This window comes from Gammaproteobacteria bacterium (genome assembly GCA_016705365.1).
Classification (GTDB): domain Bacteria; phylum Pseudomonadota; class Gammaproteobacteria; order Pseudomonadales; family UBA5518; genus UBA5518.
Map to the genome: position 1 here is coordinate 2,294,260 of JADIYI010000008.1, position 6,407 is coordinate 2,300,666.

6 protein-coding genes are annotated in these 6,407 nt (G+C 64.5%); 1 reads left to right on the plus strand and 5 read right to left on the minus strand.

The window, feature by feature from the left end:
* Positions 1 to 5: 5 nt before the first annotated feature.
* Entirely contained in the window at positions 6 to 1,022 is a 1,017-nt protein-coding gene (locus IPF49_18095; protein ID MBK6289511.1) for an AraC family transcriptional regulator, read from the plus strand.
* 22 nt (positions 1,023 to 1,044) lie between these two features.
* On the opposite strand, the gene IPF49_18100 is transcribed toward IPF49_18095, so the two are convergent.
* From IPF49_18100 to IPF49_18120, 5 genes are all read right to left on the minus strand, one after another.
* A complete protein-coding gene (locus IPF49_18100; protein ID MBK6289512.1) occupies positions 1,045 to 2,157 on the minus strand; it encodes an acyl-CoA/acyl-ACP dehydrogenase in 1,113 nt (370 codons plus the stop codon).
* An 18-nt stretch (positions 2,158 to 2,175) separates the two neighbouring features.
* A complete protein-coding gene (locus IPF49_18105) occupies positions 2,176 to 3,345 on the minus strand; it encodes an acyl-CoA dehydrogenase family protein (protein MBK6289513.1) in 1,170 nt (389 codons plus the stop codon).
* A gap of 3 nt (positions 3,346 to 3,348) precedes the next feature.
* Complete coding sequence (locus IPF49_18110) at positions 3,349 to 5,022, minus strand: AMP-binding protein (protein ID MBK6289514.1); 1,674 nt, start codon at positions 5,020 to 5,022, stop codon at positions 3,349 to 3,351.
* An 18-nt stretch (positions 5,023 to 5,040) separates the two neighbouring features.
* Positions 5,041 to 5,484, minus strand: a complete 444-nt coding sequence (locus IPF49_18115) for an acyl dehydratase (protein MBK6289515.1) — start codon at positions 5,482 to 5,484, stop codon at positions 5,041 to 5,043.
* An 18-nt stretch (positions 5,485 to 5,502) separates the two neighbouring features.
* Positions 5,503 to 6,407, minus strand: a 905-nt coding sequence (locus IPF49_18120; protein ID MBK6289516.1) for a MaoC family dehydratase N-terminal domain-containing protein, incomplete at its 5' end; no start/stop codon positions are given.

The window sequence follows — 6,407 nt, forward strand, 5'->3', positions numbered from 1 at the left end:
TGATCATGGTCTCGATGAGCTATGTGGCCTGGCTTGCCGATTTCATGCGCGTCTACGGTACCGAGCCTGCGCAGCTGTTGCACGGTACCGGCGTGGACGGGCTGGACCTGGCCGATCCGGCTGCCGGCATCAGCGACAGTCAGCACATCGTGCTGCTGCGCAACGCGATGCGTCTCAGTGGCGATCCCACGCTCGGCCTAGAAATGGGTTACAACCGACACATCTCCACCCTGGATCGTTTCGGTTTCGCGATGATGTGCTGCGAGAATTTCCGCGAGGCGCTCCGCGTGGGATTCGAGTGCCAGCGCGTCGTGGGCCGCTTCAGTGGCCGGCTGCTGTTTCTTTCCGCGCATGAGGAATCCGATACGGCGGTGATCCAGATCGAGGTGGCGCCGGAGCTGGGAGATCTCACGCGCTTTGCCATCGAGGAAATCCTCGGCAATATCCTGGCGAGCACACGCTGGATCACCGGGCACGAGCTGCCGCTCAGGGAATTGCGCTGCGCCTATCCGGCCCCGGCGCATGCCGAGGTCTACCGCAAATATTTCGCTTGCCCGATCCGGTTCGATGCGCCGGATCAACAGTTGCGCTTCGACGCCGGGTTTCTGGATACGCCGCTGCCACAGGCGAGCAGCCATGCCGCGCGCATGTATCGCCAGCATTGCCGGGCGCTGATCAACCGCGATGTGCGGGAGCACGACGAGCTCGTCGGACGGATCCGCGAGTTGACCGTGAAGGCCGGGGGCAGGGGCATGCCGCTGGACGAATGCGCCGCGTCACTGTCGCTCAGCGCGCGCACGCTGCGACGCAAGCTGCAGGAGCGGGGCCTGTCCTACCAGCAGATCATCGACGAGGTCCGCAGCGGGCTGGCGCGCACCCAGCTGCTCGCGCCCCGCTCCAGCGTCGAAGCGGTCGCCACGCGCCTTGGCTTCAGCGAGGCAGCGAGCTTTTCGCGCGCCTTCAAGCGCTGGACCGGCATGTCGCCGCGGCAATTCCGCGCGCGTGGCGACTCGCTACGCTGACACCATCAGCCGCAAGTGCGGCTCACAGAGTCGCTGCGAGCCGGGCCCGCGCGCGTGCCAGGCCGCCAAAGGCCAGTTCGATCTGCTTTGCCTTGCGCGTCCACAGATGCAGGTCGGTTTCCCACATGAACCCCATGCCGCCGAAGACCTGGTGCGCGGTGAAACAGCTGCGCGTGAACGCCTCGTTGCTCACGCACCGGGCCACGGCAATCTTCTCCGCGCCAGGCAGTCCGAGTTCGCAATGGGTGATGGCTTCATAGGCGGCGAGCCAGGCGGTTTCCACATCGATCCAGGCATTCGCCAGCAGGTGCTGTACCGCCTGGAAACTGCCGATCGGTCTGCCGAACTGCTGGCGCTCCCTGGCATATGCGATTGCCAGTTCCAGTACTCGCCGGGCACCGCCAGCAGCCGCGGCTGACTGGAATGCCTCGCTGCGCAGAATGGCGCGATCCAGGGCAGGCGCAAGGTCCCTGTCGATACCGATCACCTGGTCCGCGGGAAGTATCACCTCATCGAGGACCACCTCGTAGAGATCGGGGTGCGCCAGCGAGCGCAAGCGGATCAGTTCGACACCACGTGTGCCGGGCGTAACCAGCGCCAGACAGAGATGTCCATTGCGCTGGTACCTTGCGCTGACCACCAGCAGATCGCAATTGGCGGCATCTTCGACGAACAGCTTGCGACCCGTCAGGAGCAGGGTTCCGGTGCTATCCGTGAGGCTGCTTGCAGCGCAATCCTGACTGCCGCTCCCGTCCTCGAGCATTGCCAGTGCCAGGCGCAACTCACCGGCGATCAGCGATGGCAGCCAGCGCTGCAGCTGTGCCTCGCTGGCCGTGTCCTGGAGAAGCCAGCCGCAGGTGATGACGCTTTCGACGAAGGGCGTGGGATCGCAGGCGCGGCCCAGTTCCTCGACCACGGCGGCAAGGCTGACCCAGTCGCATTGCGAGCCGCCATGGCGCTCGTCGAATGGCAGGCCCAGCCAGCCGAGCTCGGCCATCTGCTTCCAGATATCGTCGGGAAACGGACTGCCTTCCTCGCGCATCCGGCGCACCAGCGCCGGGGTGCATTGGCGCTCGAGGAAGCGGCGTGCCGCGTCCTTGATCTGTTGTTGTTCCTGATCGAAATCCAGTTCCATCGCAGCGTTTCCGGGGGGTCAGGCGCGCGGTAGTCCCAGACCACGCTGGGCAATGATGTCGCGCTGGATTTCATTGGCGCCGCCGCCGAAGCGCAGCATCGGTGCGATGAGCCAGGACTGTGCCAGGCGACCCTTCATGGGCGCATGGGGCGATTCGCGCTCGAGCTGGCCAAAACCGCCGAGGATCTGTATCCCTTCATCGGCGACCCGCTGTTCCAGCTCGGAGGCCAGCACCTTCTGGGCCGAGGCTTCCGCGGTGGGCACCTTGCCCTGATCGATCATCCAGGCGGATTTGAGGCAGAGCAGCCGCAAGCGCTCGATGTCGATATGCAGGCGCACGAGACGATCCTTGATCAGCGGGTCCTCAAACAGCGAGTGCCCGTCGGCAGCGATCTGTTTGCAGCACTGCACCAGCGCATCGAAATCACGACCGAGCCTGGTGTACTTGCCCATGAAAGCGCGTTCGTAATCGAGCGCCATGGCGATCGTATAGAAGCCCGAGCCGGGCGTGCCGATCATGCAACTCGCTGGCACGCGCACCTGGTCGAGAAACACCTCGTTGGTACGAATGCCCTCCATGGTGTAGATCGGGCGTATCGTCACGCCGGGAGTGTCCAGGGGAAAAATGAATACCGACAAACCCTTGTGGCGCGGTGCGGCAGGCTCGCTGCGTGCCAGCAGCCAGCAGTGCGAGGCGTAGTGCGCACCGGTGGTGAACACTTTCTGCCCCGTGATGAGGTAATCGGTGCCTTCGCGTTCGGCGCGCGTGATGATCCCCGCGAGGTCGGATCCCGCTCCCGGTTCGGTGTAGCCGAGGCAGATCTCGAGTTCCCCTTTCAGGATGCGTGGCAGGTACTCGTGTTTCTGCTCCTCGGAGGCCAGCTTGATCAGGGTCATCGCCAGCGAGGTGATCGTGAGGTTGCCGTAGTGCACATCGTGCAGGTCGAGTTCATGGTAGAAGATCGTCTGCTCGATCATCGAACGGCCCTGGCCGCCATACTCGCGGGGCCAGCCCACGCCGAGCCAGCCGTGTTCGCCCAGCAGGCGCAGGAACTGCTTGGCCAGCGGCCCCGGTGTATGTCCACTGGCCGCGATCTCCGCACGCAGCTCATCGCTCAGATGTTGCGCAAGGAAGCCGCGGATTTCCTCGCGGAACTGCTCCTGCTCGGGGGTGAAGCGGAAGTCCATGGCTCAGGTTCCCCGCGACACGGGGCGCGTCTGCCCGCGTGCGGCAAGCGCCTGGTTCAGCGCGGCGGCGTCCGCGGCTTGCAGCACGCTGTAGCTCTCCTCGCGCCCGGCGCGCCACCACACGGGTTCGGTGCAGTTCCATGCCTCGGCGACGAGCGGCTTTTTCAGCACCTTGTTCGAGTGGGTGAGCGCAATGCCCGCGCTGATGCGCACGAAGGCCGGCAGCCACTTGCGGCTGAAGTCCGGCTGTGCGGCCAGGAAACGGCGGAAATCTTCCATGTCCAGGTGGGCGCCGGGGCGCAGTTCCAGCGTCGCCATCACGCGGTCGCCGGCCAGCGGATCGGGCACGCCGTAGACGGCGGCAACACTGACCAGCGGATGCCTGGCCAGCGCCTGTTCGATCTGCACGCAGGCGAGATTCTCTCCGTCCACACGCAGCCATTCGCTGTTGCGTCCGGCGAAGTAGAAGAAGCCGGCAGCGTCGCGGTAGGCCAGATCGCCACTCCAGTAGGCCTTGCCGCGGAAGCGCTGGAGATCGGCCTCGGGATTGTTCCAGTAGCCCTCGAACAGGGCGGCACCGTCCAGGTTCACCAGTTCGCCGATGGCGTCGTTGGCGTTGAGCAGAATATGCTTTTCGTCGAATACGGCACGGGGGCATTCGCCTCCGGTCTCCGCGTTCATCACCACGATGCTGTCGCTCACACCGGTTCCGATGGAGCCGGGCGGAGTGCCTGGCGTGCGCAATATCGTGATGCATCCTTCGGATGAGCCGTAGTTGTCCATCACCTCGCAGCCGAAACGCCGCGTGAATGCCGCGATGTCCGTGTCGGGAGCTTCGCTGCCATAGGCGAGACGCAGGCTGTTTTGATGATCGTCGTCCTTTGCGTCGGTGGCCAGTATGTAGGCGAGGGGTTTGCCCACGTAGCAGAACGTGGTGATGCCGTAGCGCCTGACGTCGGCAAGGAAACCGGAGGCGGAAAAGCGCCTCCGCAGAACCGCCGAGCCACCCGCGATCAGCGGTGGCAGCAGGCCCATGATCAGGCCGCTGGAGTGGAACAGCGGCATCGGCACGTAGGTGACATCCTGCGGCGTGAGGCTGCGGCCCTGCACCAGCATCACGCTATTGCGTATCACGCGCTGGTTGGAGTAAATCACCGCCTTCGGTGCCCCGCTGGTGCCGGAGGTGAACATCAGGCAGAAGCGCTCATCCGGCCGCGCAGGGTTTGTCGGCGGCACGTGGTCGATGTATGGCAGCAGGCTTGCGCTGTCGCCCGGGTCATCGGTCACGAACAAGCGGTATGTCGCGAGGCCCCCGGGCTGCGCCGGCAAATCGTTGCGATAGGCCTCTTCGCAGATCACGAACTGGCATTCAGTATGCGCGATATCGCGCGCGAGGTCGGCGCCCTTGCGGGTGCAGTTCAGCGCAACGTAGGTCGCTCCCGACAGGGCACAGGCGCCGATCCAGAACAGGTGCTCTGGCACGTTGTCCATCAGTATGCCGACGTGAAAGGGCCCGTCGCGGCGATTGTCCTGCAGGAAGGCGGCGCGGGTGGCGCATGCCGCGTGCAATTCGGCACCACTCCAGCAGCGTTCCTCGAAATACAGCGCCGGCCTGCCGTCGTCACGGCGGGCGCGGAAGATGTCGGCGACGATTTGTATCGTGGCAACGGCTTGCATACGGTCGTGACCTTCGTTTCAGGCGCGTGCGCGCGATGGCAGCAATACGGTCGCCTTTGCCGGCACCAGCATGTCGCCGCTGGCGTTCTCCTCCCAGATCTCGAGGTCCACCGCCGGGCGGCCGTCGGATTCGTGCTTGCGGCTGACGCGGCCTTTGAGAGTCAGCGCTTGATCGGGCAGCGCCATGCCGCGATTGGAGTAGGAGAAGCGTTTCAGAAAACCGCGCGGCCCCATCCAGTCGGTGACGTAGGCCGAAAGCTGGGCTCCCTGCAGCGGGCCCTGCACCAGCACCGCCGGCAGACCCTCGGCATGCGCGAATTTTTCCTCGTAGTGGATGCGGTGGGCGTTGCGCGTCACGGCGCTGTAGAGAAACATCTGCTTGGTGGTGACGGTCCTGCTCACGGGGTCAATTTCCATCCCCTCGTGGACATCTTCGTAATAGCGTTCCTGCCGGGCCTGCATGATGTGCTGTGCTCCTGCTCAACGGTTGATGATCGTGTTCACTTCGACGGCCACTTTCTCGCCACGCTGGTTGGTGTACGTGGCCTCGATCAGGACGAAGATCGAGCGTCCGCTGCTTCCCTGGCGTTCGTGGATGTCGAGAATCCTGCGCTGTCGGCTCAGCACATCGCCCGGGCGCATCTCGGTGAAATACTCCACCTGGTAGCCGCCGAAGAGCTTGCGCTTGGTGTCAAGGGGCGGGAACACCAGACCCTTCTGCAACAAGGGCACGCCGTCATCGGCGAGTTCGCCGAGCGCAACATCGGTGTCGAAGGGAATCGACAGGAACATCGGCGGGGCTATCACCCCGTCCGGCGTGGCTTCGGGGTCGAGGAAACGCGGGTTCAAGTCATCGGTGGCAAAACAGAAACGCCGGATCTCCTCGGCGGAAATCGGGTATCCCGCAATGGATTCCCCGGTCTTGCCGATGTAGCCGAGACATTCCTCCGACAACTGCTGCGGGGCGTTCGCGGTTGCCGTTTCCGCAGCCCGCTCGCCGCGCAACGCGGGGTCGGCAGGGCGGAAGCGCAGCAGGGTGATCCGGTTTGCCTCGTCGCGCTCGAATACCGGTTCCAGCGCCATGCCCATCGTGATGTTGGCTTCGGGCACGTCGACCAGGGTGCTGGTGAGCCGGGGACCTTCCTCGAGTTCGACCACCGCCAGACACTGCGGCACTTCGTCGGCGAACACGGGATGCGTGGGACGGCGCGAGATCGTGTAGGTATACAGCGTCGCCTTGCCACTTGCCTGGCGCCACTCGAGATCGGAAGAAAGGCATTCCGGGCAGACGACGCGCGGGTAGTGGAACAGCGTCGAGCACTGCCTGCAATGTTTCAGCAGCAGCTTGTTTTCGGCCAGGGCGTTCCAGAACGGACGGCTGTCGG